Raw genomic sequence first — 22,279 nt, 5'->3', positions numbered from 1 at the left:
TCCTGATCATCAAGGGAGCTGATCCAGACCAATCCATTGATGTTTGCTGTCGAGAAGAAACGCACCGGGATGCCTTTTGCATCGGCAGCGTTTTAGTCTAGAGACTGAGCTCGTTGTTTCGGACTTTGGAACGGCTGGACCCGCGAATGCCAGGACCTGTCTGGCCGACAAGTTCAGGCGGAAGCTTGTCCGGCAGGTCAAAGGATAGTTCGCGAAGAGTGTCCCGGCACTCTACCTTCTTAGCCCACTCGCTGACCATGCGGTTACCCGCCGTCTTACGGAGCGCCTTGTCGATCTTGCCGACCCAACCCTCAAGCAGCTTATGCAGCTCAGGTGAGATCGCCTGCCGGGTCCAGATCATGTCGAAGTCGATGCGTCCGTTCATCACCCACGAAAGGGTGGCGATCGTGTAGGCGATAATGTTTGCCTGAAAAGCGGCAAACTTCTTCGACTTGACGATTGATTGAGTGGTCCGGAAGAGGATCGCTTTGGCAACGAACGCCTTGTACCAAGCTGTATCCGGCTCAAAGCCATCCGGATGTTCGTCCTTCAGGGCTTGCATAATGAACTGAAAGTTCTTCTGGTTGCCGAAACTCACCTGGTGCGCATGCCCATCCCAGGCATTTAGGTACTTTGCCAAGTCGGTTTTGGAGAACCTACGCTCTTTCGGAGTTTCCTGCGCAAATCGTCGCTTCTGGGCCGCGGCGAACGATGCCTTTAGCTCTGCAGCGCCGTAGCTACCACGAGCACGTTCATAGAACCAACGCCCTTTGCCGTCAGGCAGCCAAGTATTATTCGCAAGCTTTTCGACGGTGACGTGGAACGGATCGTTCGCAGAGAAGTCTGCAGGCTGAACGGTGTTCTGACTGTTGGCGGATTTCGAGACCGCCGCTACCATTTCATCGAGTTCCGCACCTCGCACACAGATGATCTTGGCCGGCACCGAGATTGCATCCAGGTCAGCGCCATCCTGCCGCTTGGCGCGATGCAGGCTGGCGGTGGTCTGACCACCATTGACGATCTGCAGGCCCCGTACCGATTTGATGCCGAACTGCCCGTGCCCGTTATCCTCTACCTCCATTGCATCAACGGTCGCGACAATGCCGTTGTTATAGGCTAGGAAGCGATGCGGAAGATCGCGGATGGTCGCTCGCAGCCCTGCGTTCACGCTCTTGCGGCCACGAAGCCCGAGAAACGCTCGCACGTTCAATTCGAGCAGTCGGGTGCCGTACTTCTCGTAGACATCGGCAAGCAGCGCGCCTGGCACGGAGGCCAGATAAGCGTCATAGTCGGCGTTTCCCGAGGATGCTTTGAGGCATGGGAGAGGGCCGCCAAAGTCAGCATTGAAATCCACGACAATGTCGTCTCTGCGCAGCCCCTGTCCGAGAATTCGCTGTAGACGCTCGATGCCGAAGAGATCAACGATAATGCGCGTGCCGTCGAATGCCTTCTTGAGGTCGATTGATCGGAGGCCTGTGAGGCCGTCCGACAGCAACACGATTCGAAGTACGCCGATCTGTTCACGCGCCTCATAGATATGCCGCGCAAGCTCGCTCGCATCGGTATTTGACGGCTCGATCTTCGTATGAAGCCCCTTGCAGCTGCACTCGTAGAATTTCATCGCCTGCTGCAGCGCGGTGAGGATTTCGTCCCGGGACAATGCGCGGGGCGGGAGTTCTCCTGTATGAATGGTCGTTACGAGCACGATACGCTCTTCATCGTCGGGGGTCGAATAACCCGTTATCTTGTACTTCGTCCGTGCAAAGTTGCCCTCCTGCCAAAGAAGAGTAGGGTTCTCAATGGCTCCTTCGTCACCGAGCCGATCCAGCACGATACGTGTGAATTCCTCCTCGCTGTATATGCTGCTGTCGCCGGACTGAATCGCTTCTTCGACTTCTGCCGCGAGTTCCCGGGCGAACGTTTCGATCGCTTCATCACTCATGAGGTTCCGCCCATCATTTTGAAAAATCGAGATAGACCATCAACGTCAATCAAAAACCCGCCTAGTAGTCTTTCGTCCAGGGAGTAGGACGCATCCACAATTTCCGCTGGCACTGATAGGCCAGTCAGCCGCGGAAACTCATCTCGTACCTCAAACCCATAGAGGTCCTGCAGCACGAATGAGGAAAGAGGAGAGGCTTGGCGATCCACCTCAATGAGGCCCGCCCTGAGCAGCCGATCATCGAACGCCGGCCTCACACCGGCTGCAGATCGATCCAGAGCGTTGCGAATATCATGCGCTGCTGTCACCAGAGTACGTCCCTCGGGCGCTTCTTGAAATCGCGGACGCGCGATGAGAAGGGTCGAGAGTCCCCTCCGATCGAGTTGATCCAGGCGGGATATTCGCATGAGACTTCCCCCGCCAGCGACCGCCTTGACCTCAATGCCGACCCCCGATCTGCTGAAGTCCTGGATACCGTCCAACGGGCCAAACCAGCCTTCGACGGCCGCTTCATATCCGATCTCGGCTGCCAAGAGCTCCAGCACTGTCAGTTCACCAAGGAGCCCGATCTGCTCCTCCCTGGAGAGGCCCCGTCGGCCCGAGCGGAGAAAGGCCTGCCACGCCTCAAGTCGCGAAACGCCGAGTGCGACGGCTTGAGCGGGAGCTTCAGCTTGCCTCACGACCTCGACAAGATCGGCGGCCAGCACTTCAAAAACATCACGCAGGGGTTCGCGCTCCAGCGCGACAGCAACGCGGAGCATTCCCTGAGCCGCGTCCCGTCGATCACTGAGACTGACGCCTTCCGCGGATATCCTCAGCAACGTACTCGGCGCAGCGCTGAGAGGGGCTTCGATGAGAAGCGCAATCCGACCGTCAGGCTCTCGAATGCCAGCCAGGAAGCGCACCGTTGCGGGCACGGAGAGGGCGACCGCCCTCCATTCGCGATCGCTTGGTTTGGCGCGCGCCGCTTCCGACCATTTCGATACGAGCTCGTCGCGAATGGATGTCATACCGGCTCGAGCCGTTGTTCGACGGAATTGAACCGATATCGGATTGAGCGGCCGCTGCGCGAATCCGGGAAGCTGACGACAACCCCGAAGATCGGTACGTCGATCGCATCAAGTTTCGCGTTCTGGGGTGAGAGCGGATACAGCAAGAGAAGCGCTCGTTTGGGATTTTCGCCGCGGACCTTTCGAATTTCAGGACCATCCGGTGTGGTCGCGTCGTCCTTGCCAGCCGCCGCGCGCTTTGTGTTCGTTGCGGCCAGGGCGCGAGCGAATTCCGATTGATCAAGATCGATTGCCTCATCACGGGGTGAGAGAATGGTCTTCACCACATACCGACCGGATGCTTCACCGCGTGGCAACGGGGCGCGTTCGATGGTCGTGAATCTCCATCCGTTCACGGCCAACGGCTCGCCGCTGCCGCTGAGGACCGCAACCGTCCAGTCGGTTAATTCCCTAACACCCAACTGCTCGCGGATGTACGAGCTCAGGCGGGCGGCGTTCACGTCTCGCGCCTCTTCCGGAAAGAGCAGAGATGCCAGAAGGTTTGCCACTTCCGCACCGGCGGCGACTTTCCACACGCGACGGCCATCGAATGATTTGAGCTCCGCTTGTTTTTGGGGCTCGGCAGCCGGCCCGATCCGGTCCAGGAAGCCGGTAATGGCACTGGCATTGCGTTGATTGGTTGCCAGGTCGTTGAAGAAGATCGTTTGTATTTTCGCCTCACCCTGAAACGATACCTGGAATTCCCGCGAGTGACGCATCTTGTTTGGCGCGGTTACGAGCAGGATGTCATGAGACTGGATTCTGAGACCGTACTGCTCCGGGGTGGCTCCGATCATGGCCATGTGGTCGAGGCGCTCGCGCAATTCCTCTGCTGCGGTAGCCACATGACGGAACCACAGCCGCAGATCAGGCGTCATGTAGATCCGACAGAGGTCAACGTAGCCGGGCCGATACCCGAACCAGCGTCCCATCTGCATGAGGCTGTCATACATTTTGGATGCGCGCAGGAAGTAGCTGACAGTCAGGCCTTCGAGCGTAAGTCCGCGCGAGAGCTTGTCGCCACCGATCGCAATGACGTTCAGGCCCTGCGCTGCGTTGCCGTCATAGTCGAGCGCGTCGCGAATTTCGCTGTTGACGACCTGCGGCCTGATCTTGTCGGCAGCGTAAGAAAGTTCGCGCTCGACAGCAGCCCATTCGGTTACGGGAAGCGTCTCTCCAATTTCCGTCATTCTGATCGCCGCCGACGTCGGGGCAAAATCCTGTTCCCAGAGCTCGCGCAAGCGATCGAAGACCGAGTCCTTCCTCTTCGATCGGTATTTGAGTTTGCGCTTGAGGTCCGAGACCCACTCATCAACCTGTCGGAAGACCGCTTGATGCACGTCCTTGAAGCGCGAGACGTGGACCAGCATCGAGTTATGCACATTGCGCTGGCCGCGTGCAGCGCGTGCCGCGCAGGCAAGCACGAAGCTTAAGATGGCGTCTTCGAGTGATGGCGGGATACGCTCCTCTCCGCCATACCGGGGCACGTAAACCTTCTTGTGGTCGACGGTGACCCAGCCTTCTTCGTCCTGATCAACGTCCCGCGTGACGTCGAGGGGCTCTTGGGCTGCGTCGCTTCCGCTGCCGTCAATGCCGAAGAGCAGGCTCGGTCCGACGTAGTTGGATGGAGAAGGGAGATTGATGATAAAGCTACGCGGGAATACGTCATCCCCGTGTTCTTCGGTGGCGGCCGCATCGTGAATGAGCACGTTTGCGAACGGAGTTGCCGTGTACGCGACGTACGCAGAGCGAGAAAATGCGGATAGAAGTCGTCGTATTTGACCATTGATCCGCTTCGGCTCGTACTCGGGATCAGGAGTATCGTCATCCAAAAACTGTTGTTCGCCGGTGTCGACTGACGCTTGATCCGCTTCGTCATCAATAAGAAGGAGCGGCCGCGCCTCGGTGTCACCCTTGGGCGCCAAAACTTCGCTAACCCAGTTGTTCAGATTTTCAAGAATGCGGGCATTCTTCTTGATGACCAAAAGCACCGGCCGCTGCTGCACCCCGATTCCGAGGTTGTCCGCAAAGGCGCGGTTGAAATCACCGTTTGCCGCCTGCGTGGTGAGATGCTCGGCATGGATGTTCTTGTCGAGTTCACCGACGCCGATCCGTATGAAGCCGCCGCCATTTGTGGGAGTGGTGTTATAGCCGAGAAAGTCGCGATCCATGCGGCGCTGGGTCTGCTGCCGAAGCGCATTATGCATGCCAGCAAGTACGATGATGAGCTTATACCCGGCATCTGCCGCCTTGCTCGCTAGCCCGGCATAGTTGGCTGTCTTCCCGAACTGCACATGCCCGACGACCAGCCCGCGGCGGTCCCAAGGACCGTCGCGATTGGGATCTTCGATCTGTTCCATGATCAGGTCGGTGGAAAGGTCGATCGCATCGATTGCCGCCGGAGGCCAGCCCTGATCCTGCAGCAGGAAATCGCTGTAGCGCTTGAAGAACCTGCGGCCCTCCTTCCGGTCTCCGAAATACCAGGGAACGTGTCCTCGCTCGTCAATGAGTTTGGTTGGCCGCCCAACCTTCACGATCAGCCTTGTTTCCAACTCCTCTACGATCGCTGCGATCTGTTCAGCCGAGATATCCTGGGCGAGGAGCTTCGCGCAGTCATTCACTGCCTTCTCGATCTCCTCTCTGCCAACAGCTGTATTGGGATGGCGCTGCCGAAGCATCATCAGGGCCATCGATCCAATCGCGTCCTCAACAGAACTCATCGCTTCGCCCCCTGCAACTTCCGTATCAGTTTTTGTTGAATATCTTCGACCTTGTCGAACGGGTCCATCGTCGAAAGCCGTGCCGCGACTTCGAGCGGGCTAAGCCCCGCTCGCTCCATCAATCTCGCCATCGAGAGCGCGGCGTTCACGAGTTCCGAGTTGTCGACCTCCTCATCGGGGACGCCACGTTCGGTTACGTCGAGCCATACGCGATCGACAGGGACTGTTCGCTCAATAAGACCGAGCAGTCCCTCAAGCAGATCGAAACCGGTCTTGTCCATGCGTCCTTTGATCAGCTGGATAAGTTCGTGGTCCCGCCGCATGGTGTACCGGCGCTTTGAGCCCTCGGGATTGACCTGCCAAATTCGCGATACGCCAGTTGCCTTCTGCCGACTACCGTACTGCCCGCGATGGACAAAAACCTCGCGCGCCTTGCGACGAACATCCTCGGCGATCCGCTGCAAGGGCTTTCTGATCGCGTCCGGCGGGCGAGCTATTGCCTTGCGCACGTCGATGCGCCAGTCATGGTCGGCTGTATTGGGAATGTCGATACGAATGCGGGCAAGCCGGCTGGTCTCATCGCGTGTCCATGCGCGGCTACCTCCGAGTCCGAGCCAGCCCCCAGCCGAGAGCAGGCGCTTCTGCCGGTACACGTAAAAACCCTGCTGAGCCGTCCAGCCATCGGGTCCGCCGGCCTTCTCGAATTCAATTTCGCTGCGGAAGCGGTCTCGGTGGGGCAATACGAACCCGCGCACACGAACTCTGCCTCCCGGGCCGGTTATGTACTGTTCCGGATTACGGATGATCGATTCATCCCTTTCTAGGAACGGGTCCCAGGCATTCACCCGACTGCCGTTCAAGGTGATCTTGAGCGGTCGGGCGTCGCCCGCAAGAAAACGGTGGAAAACCATGCCAAGGTGCGCATCGACGCGCTGTAGATCGGCCAGAAACGACTCGTAGCTGGGCCGATCGGTGGTTCGCCCGAAGTCGACTTTGCGCCACACAACGAGCGTGCCCGTCTTTTTGGACTTCAATTGATCGCGGATTTCCTCCGGAAGGCCGGCATCCCCTTCGATCAAATCCCACCCACCGCCGTTTTTGCGGAGCTGGTCCAGATCCCACGTGAATGACGCCAACCCCGAACGGATTTTGGACGCCACGGTCAGCTGACGGCACTGCGATAGCGATGCGGTCTTGAGGCCCAGTCCAAATCGGCCGAGGTCTTCTGCCGTCCGCTCAGCTTCCGGGCCGATGCCGCCGAATCGCATGGCTTCGACCAGCCGGTCGGCATGCATGCCGGACCCGTCGTCCAAAACCCAACCGATGGGCTCTCCGTCGTTCCACTCCCATTGGATCTCGATACCCTTTGCACCCGCGGCTATGCTGTTGTCGAGAATGTCGGCGATCGCCGTCTCAAGCGAATAGCCGACGCCCCGAAGGGAGCCGACGAGAGCGGCAGCGGATGGAGGTACGGCGCGCGTTGGCACGGGAAAAAGCTAAGAGAGCCCCACGGGAACAAAGGAATCGCAACTTACCAAGGGGTGCGGGCGCTGGCGAGCCGAGTCCGCGGTTTGACATCATGAGCCGGGAAAAGCGCAGCGCCCTGATGGGTCGCATCCGGGGCCGCAATACTGGCCCAGAATTGACCGTTCGCAGGCTGCTGCACGCGATGGGCTACCGCTTTCGGCTCCATGCCCGGGAGCTTCCGGGGAAGCCCGACATCATCTTCCGGAGCAGGCGTGTTGCGCTCTTTGTGCATGGTTGCTTCTGGCACCGCCACGACTGCGGGTTGGCGTACATCCCCAAGACCCGTCCCGAGTTCTGGCAGCGCAAGTTCGAAGGCAATATTGTGCGGGATCGAAGAACGAAGCAGGAACTCGAGGCGGCAGGTTGGCGGGTGGTTGTGGTCTGGGAGTGTCAGTTGAGCGACCTTGCCGCCCTCTCCAAGAATCTCGCGCAGGAGCTCGGACGGCCGGGCGTTCTCGTCCGTCGCGTTGGCACGGCTAGTGCTCAGTGCTCGGGGCCGAAAACTCGCGCTCAAGCCAAGAGCGCACGGCAGTAGGGTCCGCGTGCCCGTGTCGCCTCAAGAGGCCAACGATGTCAGCCGCCGCGATGACGATGATCGGATGCTCGTCTTCCTTTATCTCGCGGTACGCCTGCAGATCGACGTAGCTCGTGGTGACCAATATTCCGAACTGCCGGTGCCGCAGCCGCGAGATGAGGCGGGACATCTCCCGCACCCCGACGCTGTTGTCGAGGGCATAGCACTTGGCCTCCAGCGCGAAATCGACGAGGATCGAAGCGATTCCGTGGCCGAGTCGCAGCTTGCCGATCGCGTCGCGTCCGCCATCGCGTGAGGGACGCGTCAAGTCGAGCTCTGCGATGTCGGGCAACATTAGTCGGGCTATCGCCGCTGCGCACTTCTCGAAATCGTGGGGTCGTCCCTCAAAGAACTGTTGCACTTCGCGAATTATGGCTAGGTCTTCCGCGCCCGCGGGAAGTTGTTCTACCCTGGTCCTGTGCTCGATCGAGCGCGTGGACTTGAGTGACCTATACCGCCCCTTATCCACCCATTCCATCCATGCCTGTGGAGCACGCGGCGAGTACGGGTTGCCCGAGATGACTTCTTCAAGCCAGGCTCGTTCGATGAGGGGGACATTCAAGATGGTGAAGCGTGCCCGATAGTTCTGAAAGCGCATACTATTTGCGGTCCTCCAGATTGCCACCAAGTCCTCGGCGACCTGCTGTTCCGAAGTGCCCGGGACAGCGAGCCCGAGGAACGTCACGTCTCGCCACTGCCCGGTATTGCCGAACACGAAGATCGGCGGCACGCTTCGCCGGCCCGCATCTCCCTCATGCGCAGCAGCAAAAATGCGACGAAGGAGCTCATTGCCATTGCGGGGCGTTGCATGGAGAGCCCGGCCCGGTTGCTTGTTGTCTCCATAGTACGTGAACACGCCGGTCTCCCGATCAATCTCATCGGGCCAGTTGGCATCGGCCATGGAGGACGTCAGAACGACCATCTCAAGGCCTGCCAGCGTGCCGCGATAGCGGAATCCGCCCATGTTGGACACTCGGAGAAGACGAGGGAATGGATCATCGCCCGCGTTGCCCGAGCGCCCACTTTCGTATACGGCGTCGACGTGCAGATCGGCCGTTCCAAGCTCGTCGAACGAGACCGACTTCCCTGCGTCCCCCAACTGCGTTCTCCCCTACAATATCTGATGCGGCGGCCTGGCAATGTCCGCCGAACCTGGTAAGTTGCGGCGGCTTTGACTTCGCCTCATGGAATCTTCGGTCGATGAAATCATCCTTTGCCGTCGCCGCCAAATGCGCTCGGCTTAGCAATCCACAGGCGCGTCCGCGAGTTCTTGATCTATTCGCGGGTTGTGGAGGCTTGAGCCTTGGTTTTCGGGCTGCCGGCTGTGACATCGCCGCAGCGCTCGAGATCGATGAGCTGGCCGCCCGCTCCCACGCGCTCAACTTCTTCAAGGATGCTCCCAAAGAGATCATCGAGCACCACGCAAAGCCGCGAAACGTCGCCTCGCTTGAACCCGAAGATCTTGTCGCGGAATTTGGTCTCGGTGAGACGGCTGAAGCCATCGATATCATCGTAGGCGGGCCTCCTTGCCAGGCATATGCCCGCGTCGGGCGCGCGAAATTGCGCGAGGTAGCGGATCATCCGCGCGCGTTCAAAATTGATCCGCGAGGCAACCTGTATCTGCGATACCTTCACTACGTCGACCGGCTGAAGCCGCTCGCGATCCTCTTTGAGAACGTGCCCGACATTCTCAACTATGGCGGCCACAACGTCGTTCAGGAGATCGTGGAGGCCCTCGATGCCATGGGATATGAGGCCGCGTACTCACTCATCAACGCGACGCATCACGGCGTCCCGCAGATGCGAGACCGGGTCTACATGATCGCGTATCGCAAGGAGCTGAGCGCGACCATTCGCTTCCCTGGCGCAACACATAACTGCGACCTCCCGCCCGGCTATGCGGGGACTCGCGCTGTTTCGCTAAAGCTCATAAACTCCTCGGAGGGCTACGCGTTCGTCAAACCGGACACCGGGCATGAAGGACTTCCGCATGCGGTGACCGCACGCGAAGCGATTGGTGACCTGCCATCCGTCACGGCCCATCTTGAAGGCAGACTGAAGCGAGGTGCACGGCGTTTCACCGAGGCGGTGCACTATCGCAGGACAGCATGGGAGAATCTCTCCTCGTATGCTCGGTTGATGCGATCCTGGCCTGGCTTCGAAGCCCGCGACGGAATCTACGATCACGTCCTCCGGTATCTGCCTCGTGACTCTCGAATTTTCAAAGCGATGATGCCTGGAGATGAATACCCGGCGGCTCACCGTGTAGCATTGCAGTTGTTTCAGACGGCCGCGCGGCGACGCGGACTTTCCCCTTCAGGCGTGGGATGGAGATCACTGCGCGATTCGATGGTCCCCCCGTACGATCCGACGAAGTTTCCCAACCGCTGGTGGAAGCTGAAGGCGAACGGTCCCGTCCGGACGCTTACTGCCCACATTGGCAAGGATACCTATACGCACATTCACTACGACAGCGATCAGGCACGGGTGATCACGGTTCGCGAAGCGGCTCGCCTTCAATCGTTTCCTGACGGATTTGTCTTTGCTGGCACAATGAACCCAGCCTTCCGACAAATCGGAAATGCTGTTCCGCCGGTCCTTGCACACCAGATTGCAATTGAAATCGTGAGCAGTCTCCAAAGGGCGATCAGAAATTCTGAAAAGGCAACAGTCCTTAACTCTCTTGAGGTCGCCTGATCTCCACCCTGTCCGATGTACGCCTTTGACGCGCGATATTCGTTCACCGGCATCGCCTTGGGATGGATCGGCTTCACCGCTGCGTTCGGCGCGGTCGTCAGGAAGCCGTACACCGGATGTGGCCCGGGGATCGGCTTGGATTTGGTACCCCGGTCGCCGTTGGATGTGGTCCAGCCCGCGAAAGCGAACAGGCGCGAACCAGACTACATCCTTTTTCCGGTTTCCGGGCTCGGCTCGGGCGCGTATTCGGCGAAGCTGTTTGGCCGGGATCGCTGGCAGGCTCGCCGCCCACAACCGCACGTATGCACTACAAAGGACTCGCCTAACAAGAGCTGCGCCTGCTAACGCATATTCGACTAACGAATCGGTTGATTCGGATTAGAATCGCAACCTTAGTGACGATGAGCAACACACCATGAGGCGCGGGTTCTTGACGCTCAGAAAGTGCTTAGGATTGGGTGAATGAGCGGTGCGCCCAGAGGAACGCGCGAGCCTGGCGGCTCCAAGTGGCATCGGTGGGATCCACACATTCACGCCCCAGGCACCGTTTTCAACAATCAATACCGAGGAGAGGACGCTTGGGCGAAATTCCTCTCCGCCGTCGAGACATCGACGCCGCGCATACGGGCGCTAGGCATCACCGACTATTACAGCGTCGACGTCTACGAGCAGGTGCTCTTGCACCGAAAAGCCGGCCGCCTCGCAGAGGTGGACCTCATCTTCCCGAATGTCGAACTGCGCTATGGGATCGGGACCGGGAGCGGATCTCCGATCAACTTCCATCTCCTGGTTTCGCCAGACGACCCTGAGCACGTCGAGCAGATCCGGCGATTCCTTCGTTCTTTGACTTACACGGCCTACGGCCAACCTTTCCGTTGCGAGCGCTCAGACCTGATTCGCCTCGGTCAAACTCACGACAAGTCGATCGCCGACGATGCCGCGGCCTTCGCATGTGGCGCCAACCAGTTCAAGGTGAACCCCGACGAGTTGCGCGCGGAATGGAAACGGAACCCTTGGATCCAAGAGAACGTCCTGATCGCGGTCGCTGCCGGCAGCAACGACGGCACCTCCGGCCTCCAGGGCGATCCATCGCTCGCGACGCTTCGCAAGGAGATCGAGCGGACCGCTCACATCATCTTTTCCTCGCAACCCAAGCAGCGCGCTTTCTGGCTCGGCCAAGGCGCGGTCACGGTCGAAAAGCTCGCGTCCGACTGGAACGGCAGGAAACCATGCCTGCACGGCAGCGATGCGCACGGCCCCGATCGCGTCGGTGTCGTGGAGAAAGGCCGATACTGCTGGATTAAGGGCGATCTCGCTTTCGAGTCGCTCAGTCAGACCTGCTTGGAGCCGGAGACCCGCGTCTTCATCGGCGCCATGCCGCCACGCGGTGCACTCCCCTCGCAGGTCGTCACCAATGTTGAGGTGACGGATGCGGCCTGGCTCGTCACGAACAACGTGCCGCTCAATGCCGGGCTAGTCGGTATCATCGGCGCGCGTGGCTCCGGAAAGACTGCGTTGGCCGACATCATCGCCGCCGGCGGATACGCCCTTTCGCCCCATCTGAGCGAGCGTTCCTTCATTCGTCGCGCCAAAGACCATCTCGACGAAGCCTCGGCGCGCCTGACGTGGGAGGACGGTGATCCGACCTCGAATGAACTCCGTCATGTTGAGATGGAGGATTTCCTGGACTCGCCCCGGGTTCAGTATCTCTCACAACAATTCGTCGACAGCCTTTGCTCGGCTGAAGGCGTCACCGATGAACTTCTCGCTGAAATCGAGCGTGTGATCTTTCAAGCGCATCCGGACGAGGATCGGATGGGAACGACCGAGTTCCGCGAGTTGCTCGGCCTCCGCGCGGCGCGAGGGCGCGCCCTGCGCCAGAGCCATGAGGAAGCGCTCACTGAAGCCACCTCAGAACTGAACGTCGAACGCGAGCGCAAAGCCGGTTTGCCCGCGCTGAAGAAGCAGCGGGGCGAGAAGGCGGCATCAATCGCCAAAGACAAGCGCGATCGAAGCAGCCTGATCGGCAAAGGCGGAGAAGAACGCGCCAAGCGGCTGGATCAGGTCTCTACGGCCGCGGAGTCTGTCCGGTTTCAAATCGAGCAAGCGCAGCGCCGGCGCCAGGCGCTTCTGGCGCTTAAGGATGAGGCGGATGACACCCGCAAGACGAAGGCGCCAGCGCGCCTTCGGCAACTGCGGCAAGCCCATCCCGAGTCCGGACTGAGCGCCGACCAGTGGAAGGCTTTTCTTCTGGAATTCGCAGGCGATGTTGACGGGATCCTGTCGGCGGCCATCAAGGCCGTCGATGCCCGCATCAAAACATTGTCGGGACCGAACGCGGGAGAAATTACCATCTCGTCCGGAGCGCCGCCATCGCTCACCTCGCTGCTTCCGGACGGACAACCTCTCGCCGACCTCACGCTCAGCTTGCTGAACAAGGAAGTGGCCCGCCTCCGCGCTCTGATCGGGATCGACACGGAGAATGCGAAAGCCTTTGCTCGTTTATCTGAAAAGATTTCTCGCGACGAGGCGGCATTGGCGAAGCTGGATCGCGACATCGACTTTGCGGAAAAAGCTGACGATCGGATCAAGGAACTTATCGAGTCGCGCCGCGACAGCTATGCCTCGGTCTTCGACGGCATCATCGACGAGGAACGCGAGCTCTCGGCCCTCTACGCGCCGCTGAGGGCCCGCCTCGGAACGGAGGAAGGCGCACTCGGACAGCTCTCTTTCTCCATCCGACGGGTGGTCGACCTCGGCGCCTGGGCGCAATCCGGCGAAGAGCTCCTGGACCTGCGCAAGACCGGACCGTTCAAGGGCCGCGGCGCGCTCCTGGCGGCAGCAAAAACGGATCTTCAGGCTGCATGGGAGAAAGGATCGAGCGCCGAAGTCGCTGAAGCGATGGCGCGCTTCCGCGAGGCGCATGAGCGTGACTTAGTCGAACACGCGCCCGTCGAGCGTAGCAACGCTGCGGCGTTCCGCGAATGGGCGGGCCGAATATCAAGCTGGCTCTATGGGACCGACCACATCACCGTCAGTTACGGCGTCCAGTATGAGGGCGTCGATATAGAGCAGCTCTCGCCGGGCACCCGCGGCATCGTTCTGCTGCTGCTCTACCTTGCGATCGACCGCGACGATGACCGGCCGCTAATAATCGATCAGCCCGAAGAGAACCTCGATCCAAAGTCGATCTTCGATGAGCTAGTCGAGCGATTCCGACGCGCCAAACAGCGGAGGCAGATCATCATCGTCACCCATAACGCCAACCTGGTCGTCAACACCGACGCCGATCAGGTCATCGTGGCAACCTGCGGCCCTCATCGACCGGGCCAATTGCCGGAGATCACCTATCAGAGTGGCGGTCTCGAAAACCAAGATATCCGCCGTTTGGTCTGCGAGATTCTCGAAGGGGGCGAAACCGCATTCCGTGAACGCGCGCGACGCCTGCGTGTCCAGATGTAAGGCGGAGGCCATCGCGATGGACGGACACAATTTTGAGAGATTAAAGGATCACATCCTTCCCCTCTCGGTGTCTCGACGCTTCGACATCGCGCGCACCGAGTGGTCGCTGGTCGCGGTTGAGATCAGCGAGGAGTTCGATCAGTGCCCCTGCGGACAAGACATCAAGGAACATTGCTACATCCGCAACCGCGTGAATGGTAACGAGACCTACGTCGGCAATGTCTGCATCAACCGCTTCATCCAGATCGATACTGGCAATCTGTTCGATGGCCTGAAGCGCATCGCGAAAGATCTCACTGCGAACGCGAACAATGATCTCATCGAGCACGCCTATCGAATGGGCTATCTCTATGGCGAGAAGGAATACGCCTTTCTTAAGCAGACGATGCGAAAGAGAAATCTCTCTCCCGCGCAAATCGAGTGGAAAGCTAAAATAAACCGGCGGATCGTATCTCAAACCGTGGTTCGGAAACGCACCGTCAGGTGATGCGAGCGCGCCAGCCGCAAAATCAAAAGCAATGAACGCAACTTTTGGGGATGGCGCAAAATGCACATCGAAACACTTTGCTTGACCAATTTCCGATGCTTCGGACCTGCGGTATCGGCGATCGATCTCACCGCGGGACTCACCACCTTCGTGGGCGTGAACGGTGCAGGCAAGACGGCCGTTCTGCAAGCGCTTCAGCGCCTGTTTGGGATAACCGGCGAACAACGCCGGCTTCGCCGGCAGGACTTCCACGTTCCGGCCGAAGAGCCGGCGGCACCGGCACAGCGCACGCTGGCGCTAGAGGCGATCCTGGCTTTTCCCGAATTGGATGCAGGCGGGCCCGACGTCGGCGCCATCCCTGAATTCTTCCAACAGATGGCGGCAGATGAGGCCGGTCGACTGAAATGTCGTCTGCGCCTCGAAGCGATCTGGACCGACGACGGATCGCTTGAAGGGACAATCGAACAGAAATACTGGGCCGTTCGTGCATTCGGCGCATTTGCAGAGGCTGACTGCATCGAGCTAAAACCGCTCGACCGCGCACGCATCCAAATGATCTACGTGCCAGCGTCGCGGGATGGAGCATCCCAGGTAACGGCTTTCCTACGCGGTCGCCTGTGGCGTGCGATCAACTGGTCGCAAGGAATCAGACAAACCTTCGCCGAAGCTGGCGTCACCCTCGATGGTGCCTTCGCGGCTGAGCCGGCAGTCGATATCGTCGTGGGCTCTGTCGCGCGACGATGGCAGCAAGTGCATACAGCGGGCACCGACACGACCCCGCTGTTTCGTCCGATCGACCTGCGCTTCCAAGAAGCCATCCGTAAGGTCGAGGTGGTGTTCCGGCCCGACGAAGCTGGACGTGAACGCGCGCTCGATGATCTAAGCGATGGGCAGCGATCACTCTTCCATCTCGCGATGACGGCCGCCACCCTGGATGTCGAAGCCGTCATCGCTGCAAACCCGGCAGAACCAGGTTTTCAGCCAGGCGGCGTTCCACTGCCAGCGCTTACGCTCATTGCGGTAGAGGAGCCCGAGAACAACCTAGCGCCTTTCTATCTGTCGCGTATCGTTCGCCAGATCGAGGATCTTACGGCCGGCCCTCGAGCGCAGGCCATCATTTCCAGCCACTCGGCAAGCATCCTTGCGCGGGTTGATCCATCCCAAGTCCGGCACTTCCGGCTCAACCCGGCCGATCGAACGGCGCGGGTCCGCGCAATCCGTCTACCGTCCGACCAGGAGGACGCGTCGAAGTTCGTGCGCGAGGCTGTCCGAACGTATCCGGAGCTCTATTTCGCTCGCTTCGTCGTGCTGGGCGAAGGCGCGTCGGAAGAGGTCGTGCTGCCGCGACTGGCTGAAACGATGGGGCTGGATATCGACCGCTCGTTCGTCGCCGTCGTTCCCCTAGGCGGCCGCCACGTGAACCACCTTTGGCGACTTCTGACCGATCTCGACATTCCCCACGCCACCCTTTTGGACCTTGATTGGGGACGAGACGGGGGCGGCTGGGGACGCATCAAGACGGCGTGTACCCAGCTTCTCGAAACCGGTGTGCCACCACAGGCAATCTTCGCCCAACCCGATCCCGCAGGTCCAGCCGCGAACCTTTCTGCGTTCGACAATCATGCCGTTGAAGACTTCGCCGGTCTAACCAACTGGGCAAACGCGCTTCGACAGCACGGCGTCTTTTTCTGTACCCCGCTTGATCTCGACTATTCGATGCTGCAGGCTTTACCGGCGGCCTATCAAGTTCCTGAACCCGGACGACAAGGTCCATCGCAACGGGGAGACCCCCGCATCGCTGTTCTTGGCGAGGAGGGGCGTCACGCCCTCTACGGCCCCGACCGCGAGCAAGTGTTGCGCTGGTATCGCTATCTGTTTCTCGGTCGAGGCAAGCCCAGCACTCATGTGCGCGTTCTGAGCAGCCAAGCACCGCAGGCGTTGGCGGCAGGCGCACCAGAAGAACTGCGCGCACTTTTGACGTCGATCTCTGTTCGCCTCTCCCCGCCGCCACACAATCCACACCAACCACGGGCGCGCTAACCATGGCGCTGGTCCGACAAGAAGAGTGGCGACCCCGGGGCATCGACCATCTAGAACCCGACGCTTGGCGTGCTTTGCGCCAGCCTGGCTCGACCTGCGTCGTCGCGGGACCTGGGGCCGGTAAGACCGAGTTTCTCGCGCAGCGCGCCGCCTATTTGCTCGAAACGGGCCTTTGTCCCGCGCCATTTCGCGTCCTAGCGATCTCGTTCAAGAGCGACGCCGCCGACAATCTCGCCGCTCGCGTGAAAAAACGGTGCCCGCAGGAACTCGCAAACCGCTTCACTTCCTTGACGTTCGATGCCTTCACCAAAAGCCTGCTCGATCGATTTCAGCCGGCGATCCCTGCGGATTGGCGACCAACCCGCCCCTATGACATCGCATTCCCGACCTATCGTCAGGTGACGGGCTTCCTTCAGCAAGAACTTCTGGGCGCTCCGCGCGAGTGGAGAGCCGATGTCGCGGCACTGGACACCGGTGACTTCGAATCTCGCTATGTCGGCGCATATCGACTGCCGATCGTCCGCGCGGCGCCGCAGTCCGGCGTCGAGCGCACGATCCAGCGGTGGTGGACGGCCCAGCTTGGCGCTCAACCACGGTCGAGCTTAACCTTCGTCAGCCTCAACCGTCTCGCCGAACTGCTCCTGCGCGCGGGCCCTCACATCCGGCGAGCCTTGCAGATCACGTACCCCTTCATCTTTGTCGACGAGTTCCAAGACACGACCTACGCGCAATACGATTTCCTGCTGTCGGCTTTTGCAGGGGCAGATATCGCAGTCACGGCGGTCGGCGACGACAAGCAGCGCATCATGACTTGGGCGGGCGCGCGGGCCGACGCCTTCGAGCGCTTCGAAGCTGACTTCGCGGCCATTCGAATCCCACTGCTGTTCAACTTCAGATCTTCACCGGATCTTGTCCGCATTCAGCATGTCGTCGCCAGAGCCTTAGATCCCAATGCGGCGGCGACGGTGGCTCAAGCCCAGCGTCAGGTCGACGGCGACGTCGCCCAGGTTTGGAACAGCCCGACAAAGGCGCGCGAGGCCGGACACCTCGCCCAGTGGCTGGTGAATGACATGGCCGCGCGGAGCCGCGCGCCGCGCGACTACGCCATTCTGGTCAAGCAGAAGTCCGATGACTTCGAAGCCGACCTCGCCGGTGCATTTGCTCAGCAGGGCTTGCGGTTGCGCAACGAAAGTCGCACGCTCGGCCGCACGACACTGCAGGACCTCCTGACCGACACATTCGCGAAGATAGCCATCGCGTTGCTCCGCCTTGGCTCGACCCGGCGCGCCGCCTCCGCTTGGCAGTTTGCGGCAGCGGCCCTCCTCGAGATCCATCCAATCCTAGAGGACGACGATCTCGGCGAAGCCAGAGCGGAGGAGCAACTCACGACTTTCGTCGCGGCGCTGCGCAGCGATTTGGGCAACACTCCGCCGTCCTCAGCAAGTGCGGTTATGTTCGCCGATCGGCTCATTGCGTTTCTCGATCTAGTCGCGTTAGCCCGAACCTACGTCGAATATTCGACTGGCGACCTTCTCGCGATCATGGTCGACGCCTTCAAGCGCCACCTTGCCGCGTCCGCGGATGGGGCCGCGACATGGACCGAAGCGCTCGACACCTTCGAAGGCATCGGACAGATCCCACTCATGACCGTCCACAAAAGCAAGGGGCTCGAATACGACACCATTGTCTTCGTGGGGCTGGATGATCAGGCATGGTGGGCGCATCGACCAGGAAATCCCGAAGGTCTCGCCACATTCTTCGTTGCGCTCTCCCGCGCCAAACAAAGGGCGATCTTCGCGTTCTGCCGTGCGCGCGGGCAACGCCAGCGTGTGGCTGAACTCTTTCAGCTTCTGACCGACGCCGGCGTGCCGGAGATCGCGATATGAGCGCGCCTGCGGATCTGGCCGAGCGTGGCGGTCGCTCCATCAATCTGCCAAGTGGAACGCCTTCGCTCAGCCTTCGGAGGTAGGCAGCGCCACCTGATCAAGCGAACTTCGCCGCATCAATCGTCCTCCGAAGCGCAAGCAATTCTTTGGGTCGAAAAGCCTGCTGGAAAGTGGCAAAAAGGGGCGAGAGTGCTCCACCGCAGTGCTCAACCGTTCTAGAAACGCGTCGTTTTGAAGGACTTCTGCGCTGCTGAAAATCGGTGGCGGAGAGGGTGGGCTTCGAACCCCCGATAGGCTTGCACCTGTCACCTGTGCCGCATTTCGAGTGCGGTGCATTCAACCACCTTGCCACTTCTCCTGGCGCCAAATCGGAGGTACCCCCGCATCAATGCTGGACGCGTCAGCGAGACCCTGACTGAAAAGGATCATGTCGGAAGCAAGCAGGTCGCAGCATCTAAGCGCTCTGCGTAAACTCTGACGACGGCGGGCGGCGTGATGCCGCCCGCTTCTCGTCATTTATCAGTCTACCGCATTGTCTTCGTCAAACCGCCCTTCGTCGTTTGACTTGGTACAGACCGGTGCCCAGCTTTTTTACCTTACCAAGCTTGACGCGGTCCATGATAAGCGCATTGACGCGCAGGTAAGTGGATTTGTTTCGCGGTCCCGGTAGCAGGCCAAGCAGATCAAGCGCATTGCAAACGTCCACATGACGCACGGAGCCGGTTGGATCGGTGCGCGCTATCTTTTGGCCTTTCATGTTTTTGATCCTTCTATAGCGATGGCCTTTAAGATTTTCAGTTCAAGCTACCGCGCCGTTCGAGCTCCTTAGCTTGAATCTGCTTCTTTACCTCCTGAAGAACCTCGTTCGCCTTGTTGTTGGACAGCCGCCGCATCTGCTCGACGATTACGCGCGCGATGTTGGCCGCCGTGTCGTTCGGATCAAATATATCATCATTGTCGTCATGCAGGCACTGAAGTTCGGCCCTTAGCTGCGCATTTTCTTCGCGTAGGTGCCTTCGCGGAGCCTTGTTGGTTTTCGGCGATTGATCGCGCTGCAACGCCGCCGCCGCCTTCCGCTCCAGCTTTGGATTGATCGTGCCGTCTTTGATATGTTCGATCAGCTTGTCCTTCGGCAATTTGGTCAATGCGTACAAGGTGCCGTAGCTCGGCGGTAAAACGTTCCCATGTGAACGATCTGAAAGGACCGGATGGCGGGCGATTGCCATCAGCTTCCGCGCTGTGCTTTCGCTGAACGGCAATTTAGTCCGCACCATCACCTCGAACGCGCCGTGCCGCAGCCGTTCCTTAGCCTCAAGCAAAATGCGGCCAGCTTCGACGATGCCGTCCACCGCCTTCCGCCACGCGGCATGGATGTCGTCTATATAAGCTTGCGAAGTCTTGGGCTGGTCGTTTGTCGTTTGCTGGGCTGCTAGGTCCATGTCGGCTCTCCCGTGACGGTTGAAGCGCCGAGCGGTCAAAAACGAAAAAAGGCCGCACGGCGCGATTGCGCTCGTGGCGACCTTTTGAATGGGGCTTAGCGCGCGATCGGGCGCGCGCCAGAGTTGCCGTAGCCCTTACATATGAATTGAACTCTCGCACGATCGATTGAGAAATGCGAATCGCGTTCTGAAAGCAAACAGGGATGTCACCTTGGTCTGTGCATCCCTGTTTGTGCGCTCGGCTCGAAGCCGCTCGCGATGCGTTAGATTGCTGTGCTCCGCTCGGCAGTGCTGCGCATCGCTAGGCTCGCCCGCGCTGTGCCACGCTGTGCTCTGTGATAGCACGGGCATGCCTGCCGTCTCTATAGCCCACTGCCGCCAGCCGCGCCAGACCGCGCGAGACCACGCCAGAAAGGTCGTGCCAGATGGCCTCGGCACGGCCTCTGCGAGCCTCGCCTATGCGGTTTTAGACGCGCGGCAGGTCTTTGGACCGGGCCAGAGGCCGCCGAGGCTGCCTGCCTCGCTGCCTATCGACAATCTTTGATGTTACCTTGAGCTGATCGAAAATCTTAGATTTTGCATATAGGCCGCTGTTCGCATCGCAGGACAGTCTAACAACTTGATCGTTGCCGCTGTTGGGTCTAGTCTATGCCTCGCAATTACTTGGCTATTGGCAACTCTGCGCGTTCAGCGCGCAAGCCTCTTTAAAGGTCGCCACCTAGAGCGCAACGCGCCGGTGCGGCCTTTTTTATTTGCGGCATCGGCTCCAATGACAGGAGTCTTTGCGATGACGAAATCATCTAAGCCGTCGAAGCCATCGCGGCTTATTGACCGCGACGAAGTTTTGCGCCGCGTGCCGCTGGAATATTCGACCATCTACAGACTGATGCGGGCAAATGATTTTCCGCAGGCCCGTATCGTTGGTGGCCGTAGCGCATGGTTAGAATCCGAAATCGAGGCATGGATCGCCAATAGGCCAGCACGCGGCTTCCCTCCGCGTGGTCGCTTGCCGTTGCTCACGCCGTCACCTCGGTGACCGGCCATGTCATCGCGTTTCGATCGTCTCGCCGTGATCGACCAAAAGTTGAAGGTGGCAAGTTTTCTGGCCTATGGCGAGTCTGCCGGTGATCTGCAGAAGTTACGCGCTGCACATGCGGCAATCGACAAGCGGGTTCAGCTATTTGCACCGTGGGATGACGACGAGCCATCGCTGGCGCTAAAGCGCACGCCGTCTAAGCGCAGGCCATCGTTGATGCGTGCCATCAGGCAGACCGCCAAGACTGGCCATAAAGTCAAGACGGCTTCCGTCGATCCGGAAGGTAAGATTGTATTGCAATTGGAACACAACCTAGACGATAGTCATGTTCAGACAATCACGTCTGACGAGGAAACAGAATGGGACATTCGCTTGCGACAATAAAAAAGCCGAAGCATGTGCACGGCTATGTCGATAGGCACGGACGGCCGCGATTTTACTATCGGCGCAAAGGCCATAAGCTGACGCCGCTACCTGGCCTGCCGTGGTCACCGCAATTTATGCAAGCTTACGAACGGGCCGCCTCCGGCACCACGGCAGAGCCAATTGGCGCGCGATTGATCAAGGCAGGTACCATCAAGCATCTGATCAACGTCTATTTTAATTCTCTCACATTTGCCGAACTGGCACGCGAGACACAACGCACGCGGCGGAACATCCTGATCAAGTTCGAACGCAATTATGGCGATCTGCATGTGGCGACGCTAAAGCGCAAGAACATCGTTACGATGTTTGAGATGATCGCGTCGAAACGGTTCCTCGCTATCAACTGGCTCAAAACACTTCGCGCGTTGATGAAGTTCGGTGTCGATAACGGCATGGTCAAAGACGATCCGACCCAAGGCGTCAAAAATCTATCTGGCAAGACTCACGGCTATCGCACCTGGGAGGAAGGCGACGTTGCCAAATTTGAAGCAAAGCATTCGCTCGGCACGCGTGAAAGGCTGGCGCTGGAGCTATTGGTCTGCACGGGGCAACGACGTAGCGATATCGTCAAGATGGGACGCCAGCATGTCCGCAACGGTGCGATCTTGGTCAGCCAGCAAAAGACCGGGACCCCATTGGCGATACCAATTCATCCAGACCTACAGGCCTCGATTGACGCGATGTCGTGTAAAGACCGGCACCTGACTTATCTGACGACGGCGCGCGGCAAAAGTTTTTCGCCAGAAGGATTCACTAACTGGTTCAGAAGCGCCTGCAATGCGGCTGGCCTGCCTAAAGGTACAAGCGCCCATGGTCTGCGCAAGACTGCGGCGGTGCGATTGGTCCAAGCCGGGTGCAGCCTTCCCCAGACCGCCGCGATCACAGGTCATAAGTCGCTAAAGGAACTTCAGCATTACTGAAATGGACCCCGATTTTGGGACCGGAGGCTTAGTTGGAAAAAGGCCGCTCCGTCTGATAGACGGAGTGAGCAATG

At 59.5% G+C, this 22,279-nt stretch carries 16 protein-coding genes, 1 tRNA gene and 1 pseudogene; 9 read left to right on the top strand and 9 right to left on the bottom strand.

From position 1 onward, the window contains the following. Positions 1 to 97 precede the first annotated feature (97 nt). The 4 genes from Q2941_RS37615 to Q2941_RS37600 are packed head-to-tail and all read right to left on the bottom strand — an operon-like array spanning position 98 to position 7,198. The gene (locus tag Q2941_RS37615; protein ID WP_458195658.1) at positions 98 to 1,942 is read right to left on the bottom strand and encodes an AIPR family protein; all 1,845 of its coding nucleotides are present in this window, start codon (positions 1,940 to 1,942) and stop codon (positions 98 to 100) included. Continuing rightward, positions 1,939 to 2,952, bottom strand: a complete 1,014-nt coding sequence (locus tag Q2941_RS37610) for a PD-(D/E)XK motif protein (protein WP_458195657.1) — start codon at positions 2,950 to 2,952, stop codon at positions 1,939 to 1,941. Before Q2941_RS37610 ends, Q2941_RS37615 begins: the two co-directional genes overlap by 4 nt. Beyond that, positions 2,949 to 5,711: a Z1 domain-containing protein gene (locus Q2941_RS37605; protein WP_458195656.1), complete on the bottom strand. Its 2,763-nt coding sequence runs from the start codon at positions 5,709 to 5,711 to the stop codon at positions 2,949 to 2,951. Before Q2941_RS37605 ends, Q2941_RS37610 begins: the two co-directional genes overlap by 4 nt. Continuing rightward, positions 5,708 to 7,198 carry an ATP-binding protein gene (locus Q2941_RS37600; protein ID WP_458195655.1) on the bottom strand — a complete coding sequence of 497 codons (1,491 nt, stop codon included), beginning with the start codon at positions 7,196 to 7,198 and terminating at the stop codon, positions 5,708 to 5,710. The genes Q2941_RS37605 and Q2941_RS37600 overlap by 4 nt, the downstream gene beginning before the upstream one ends. A 92-nt stretch (positions 7,199 to 7,290) precedes the next feature. Between Q2941_RS37600 and Q2941_RS37595 the strand changes: the two genes are divergently transcribed. Then, on the top strand, positions 7,291 to 7,773 hold the full coding sequence (locus tag Q2941_RS37595) for a very short patch repair endonuclease (protein ID WP_458195654.1): 483 nt from the start codon (positions 7,291 to 7,293) through the stop codon (positions 7,771 to 7,773). Here Q2941_RS37595 and Q2941_RS37590 read toward each other — a convergent pair. Continuing rightward, a complete protein-coding gene (locus Q2941_RS37590; protein WP_458195653.1) occupies positions 7,715 to 8,911 on the bottom strand; it encodes a restriction endonuclease in 1,197 nt (398 codons plus the stop codon). The two genes, Q2941_RS37595 and Q2941_RS37590, sit on opposite strands and share 59 nt — an antisense overlap. Before the next feature lie 101 nt (positions 8,912 to 9,012). Between Q2941_RS37590 and Q2941_RS37585 the strand changes: the two genes are divergently transcribed. Next, complete coding sequence (locus tag Q2941_RS37585; protein ID WP_458195652.1) at positions 9,013 to 10,509, top strand: DNA cytosine methyltransferase; 1,497 nt, start codon at positions 9,013 to 9,015, stop codon at positions 10,507 to 10,509. A 44-nt stretch (positions 10,510 to 10,553) separates the two neighbouring features. On the opposite strand, the pseudogene Q2941_RS37580 reads toward Q2941_RS37585, so the two are convergent. After that, positions 10,554 to 10,769: pseudogene (locus Q2941_RS37580) on the bottom strand (SOS response-associated peptidase); the annotation flags it as partial. Between the two features lie 202 nt (positions 10,770 to 10,971). Here Q2941_RS37580 and Q2941_RS37575 point away from each other — a divergent pair. From Q2941_RS37575 to Q2941_RS37560, 4 genes are read left to right on the top strand one after another with little or no spacing between them, the layout of a single operon-like run. Beyond that, on the top strand, positions 10,972 to 13,971 hold the full coding sequence (locus Q2941_RS37575; protein WP_458195651.1) for a TrlF family AAA-like ATPase: 3,000 nt from the start codon (positions 10,972 to 10,974) through the stop codon (positions 13,969 to 13,971). 16 nt (positions 13,972 to 13,987) lie between these two features. Further along, a complete protein-coding gene (locus tag Q2941_RS37570) occupies positions 13,988 to 14,458 on the top strand; it encodes a hypothetical protein (protein ID WP_458195650.1) in 471 nt (156 codons plus the stop codon). Between the two features lie 60 nt (positions 14,459 to 14,518). After that, positions 14,519 to 16,498 (top strand): ATP-dependent nuclease, encoded by a 1,980-nt coding sequence (locus Q2941_RS37565; RefSeq protein ID WP_458195649.1) that lies wholly within the window; start codon positions 14,519 to 14,521, stop codon positions 16,496 to 16,498. 2 nt (positions 16,499 to 16,500) lie between these two features. After that, positions 16,501 to 18,384 (top strand): UvrD-helicase domain-containing protein, encoded by a 1,884-nt coding sequence (locus tag Q2941_RS37560; protein WP_458195648.1) that lies wholly within the window; start codon positions 16,501 to 16,503, stop codon positions 18,382 to 18,384. Positions 18,385 to 18,645: 261 nt separating this feature from the next. Here the strand turns inward: Q2941_RS37560 and Q2941_RS37555 are convergent. From Q2941_RS37555 to Q2941_RS37545, 3 genes are all read right to left on the bottom strand, one after another. Beyond that, a tRNA-Ser gene (locus tag Q2941_RS37555) sits at positions 18,646 to 18,742 on the bottom strand. A gap of 183 nt (positions 18,743 to 18,925) precedes the next feature. Next, a complete protein-coding gene (locus tag Q2941_RS37550) occupies positions 18,926 to 19,141 on the bottom strand; it encodes a hypothetical protein (protein WP_458195647.1) in 216 nt (71 codons plus the stop codon). A gap of 37 nt (positions 19,142 to 19,178) precedes the next feature. After that, positions 19,179 to 19,823 carry a DUF3102 domain-containing protein gene (locus Q2941_RS37545; RefSeq protein ID WP_458195646.1) on the bottom strand — a complete coding sequence of 215 codons (645 nt, stop codon included), beginning with the start codon at positions 19,821 to 19,823 and terminating at the stop codon, positions 19,179 to 19,181. A gap of 787 nt (positions 19,824 to 20,610) precedes the next feature. Between Q2941_RS37545 and Q2941_RS37540 the strand changes: the two genes are divergently transcribed. The 3 genes from Q2941_RS37540 to Q2941_RS37530 are packed head-to-tail and all read left to right on the top strand — an operon-like array spanning position 20,611 to position 22,205. Beyond that, complete coding sequence (locus tag Q2941_RS37540; RefSeq protein WP_458195645.1) at positions 20,611 to 20,859, top strand: helix-turn-helix transcriptional regulator; 249 nt, start codon at positions 20,611 to 20,613, stop codon at positions 20,857 to 20,859. Positions 20,860 to 20,865: 6 nt separating this feature from the next. Further along, complete coding sequence (locus tag Q2941_RS37535; protein ID WP_458195644.1) at positions 20,866 to 21,243, top strand: hypothetical protein; 378 nt, start codon at positions 20,866 to 20,868, stop codon at positions 21,241 to 21,243. Next, positions 21,219 to 22,205, top strand: a complete 987-nt coding sequence (locus tag Q2941_RS37530) for a tyrosine-type recombinase/integrase (protein ID WP_458195643.1) — start codon at positions 21,219 to 21,221, stop codon at positions 22,203 to 22,205. The genes Q2941_RS37535 and Q2941_RS37530 overlap by 25 nt, the downstream gene beginning before the upstream one ends. Positions 22,206 to 22,279 lie beyond the last annotated feature (74 nt).

The organism is Bradyrhizobium sp. UFLA05-153, assembly GCF_054185185.1.
This window is presented reverse-complemented; position numbering and strand designations above follow the sequence as displayed.

Bases quoted from the DNA above. Each gene is read 5' to 3' on its own strand.
- Q2941_RS37540 (WP_458195645.1), top strand. From the start codon at position 20,611: ATGACGAAATCATCTAAGCCGTCGAAGCCATCGCGGCTTATTGACCGC.
- Q2941_RS37560 (WP_458195648.1), top strand. From the start codon at position 16,501: ATGGCGCTGGTCCGACAAGAAGAGTGGCGACCCCGGGGCATCGACCAT.
- Q2941_RS37530 (WP_458195643.1), top strand. From the start codon at position 21,219: ATGGGACATTCGCTTGCGACAATAAAAAAGCCGAAGCATGTGCACGGC.
- Q2941_RS37585 (WP_458195652.1), top strand. From the start codon at position 9,013: ATGAAATCATCCTTTGCCGTCGCCGCCAAATGCGCTCGGCTTAGCAAT.
- Q2941_RS37575 (WP_458195651.1), top strand. From the start codon at position 10,972: ATGAGCGGTGCGCCCAGAGGAACGCGCGAGCCTGGCGGCTCCAAGTGG.
- Q2941_RS37565 (WP_458195649.1), top strand. From the start codon at position 14,519: ATGCACATCGAAACACTTTGCTTGACCAATTTCCGATGCTTCGGACCT.
- Q2941_RS37610 (WP_458195657.1), bottom strand. From the start codon at position 2,952: ATGACATCCATTCGCGACGAGCTCGTATCGAAATGGTCGGAAGCGGCG.
- Q2941_RS37550 (WP_458195647.1), bottom strand. From the start codon at position 19,141: ATGAAAGGCCAAAAGATAGCGCGCACCGATCCAACCGGCTCCGTGCGT.
- Q2941_RS37545 (WP_458195646.1), bottom strand. From the start codon at position 19,823: ATGGACCTAGCAGCCCAGCAAACGACAAACGACCAGCCCAAGACTTCG.
- Q2941_RS37535 (WP_458195644.1), top strand. From the start codon at position 20,866: ATGTCATCGCGTTTCGATCGTCTCGCCGTGATCGACCAAAAGTTGAAG.
- Q2941_RS37595 (WP_458195654.1), top strand. From the start codon at position 7,291: ATGAGCCGGGAAAAGCGCAGCGCCCTGATGGGTCGCATCCGGGGCCGC.
- Q2941_RS37615 (WP_458195658.1), bottom strand. From the start codon at position 1,942: ATGAGTGATGAAGCGATCGAAACGTTCGCCCGGGAACTCGCGGCAGAA.
- Q2941_RS37605 (WP_458195656.1), bottom strand. From the start codon at position 5,711: ATGAGTTCTGTTGAGGACGCGATTGGATCGATGGCCCTGATGATGCTT.
- Q2941_RS37570 (WP_458195650.1), top strand. From the start codon at position 13,988: ATGGACGGACACAATTTTGAGAGATTAAAGGATCACATCCTTCCCCTC.